This window comes from Bacillus songklensis (genome assembly GCF_042649685.1).
Classification (GTDB): Bacteria; Bacillota; Bacilli; order Bacillales; family Bacillaceae_H; genus Bacillus_BA; species Bacillus_BA songklensis.
The window spans coordinates 1-975 of record NZ_JBHRZT010000025.1 but is presented as its reverse complement, the minus strand read 5'-3'; the positions used below and the strand labels follow the sequence as shown (position 1 = coordinate 975).

Here is a 975-nt window from a genome sequence, read left to right as displayed (position 1 = left end):
TCCAAAAAACGGCTGTACAGCCAAAATAAAGCGCTCTGGTACATAAGAAGGTACAAAGTCAGAATCTAAAAAATGATCTTCCTTACGTTTATTATGTTTATTAAATGTTTTTAAAGTTAAATCATAGGTAGAAATATTTTTCTTCGGTTCTTCCTTAGTCTCGCAAGGAGTTTCGTTTTTTTCTGCTTGGAAATCAGCTTGGAATTCTATTCGTAAGAGACTTGTCCAATAATCAAAATACGGATGGTCTACGAAGAGATGAATTGGGCAGCCACGACCATTATGTTTCGTCGATCTGCGATAAACGGTCAGGATTAAGCCTTTTTTTCGCAACTTTTGGGCTACATTGCGGATCGTGCGATCCGATACATCATGACGATCTCCTAAATAATCATCCCCAGCAAAGACAAAACCACGTTCGGATGCAAACCAACACATCATATCAATCGCGTCTTTCGTTCCTTGTTTTAAACGGTAATATTTATCCTCGTATGCTTCTCTCACGCGTGCCAATAGCGTTTTTTTCATGGATTGTTTTTGTGATTCATTTTCTGCATAAGGGTGGTAGCTCACCATTTGTTTAAATTCTTGATTCGATACGATTTTACTTACAGCCATGTTTGTTCTCCCTTTCTTTGAGGAAAACAAAAAAGACGCGTCTACCGTAAAAAAACGGTAAACACGCCTTTTCAGACTGAAAAAGTAGCCTTCCCTATTGAAGTTTACTCATATTTATCGTAAAATACAGGCATAAATAGAGTAACAAAAAGGTGAAAGCAAGTGTTTGCCGTGGGGCCTTCACGGTGGACGGTTATAGGTGTGGTTGGCGTCACACTATAACGCGCTTTTGCCTTTTTTATTTTTCCGGACTATGTATTTGATTCTGTTATACCAAACTTCGCCACTCTTCACAAGACTAACGGAGAAAAATCTATCATTTAAATTTATTTGAATGATCCTAAAAAAAAAAAAAAA

1 protein-coding gene is annotated in these 975 nt (G+C 37.3%); it reads right to left on the bottom strand.

The window, feature by feature from the left end:
* On the bottom strand, window positions 1-618 hold a 618-nt coding region (locus ACFOU2_RS07105; protein WP_377913661.1), incomplete at its 3' end, for a transcriptional regulator.
* Window positions 619-975 lie beyond the last annotated feature (357 nt).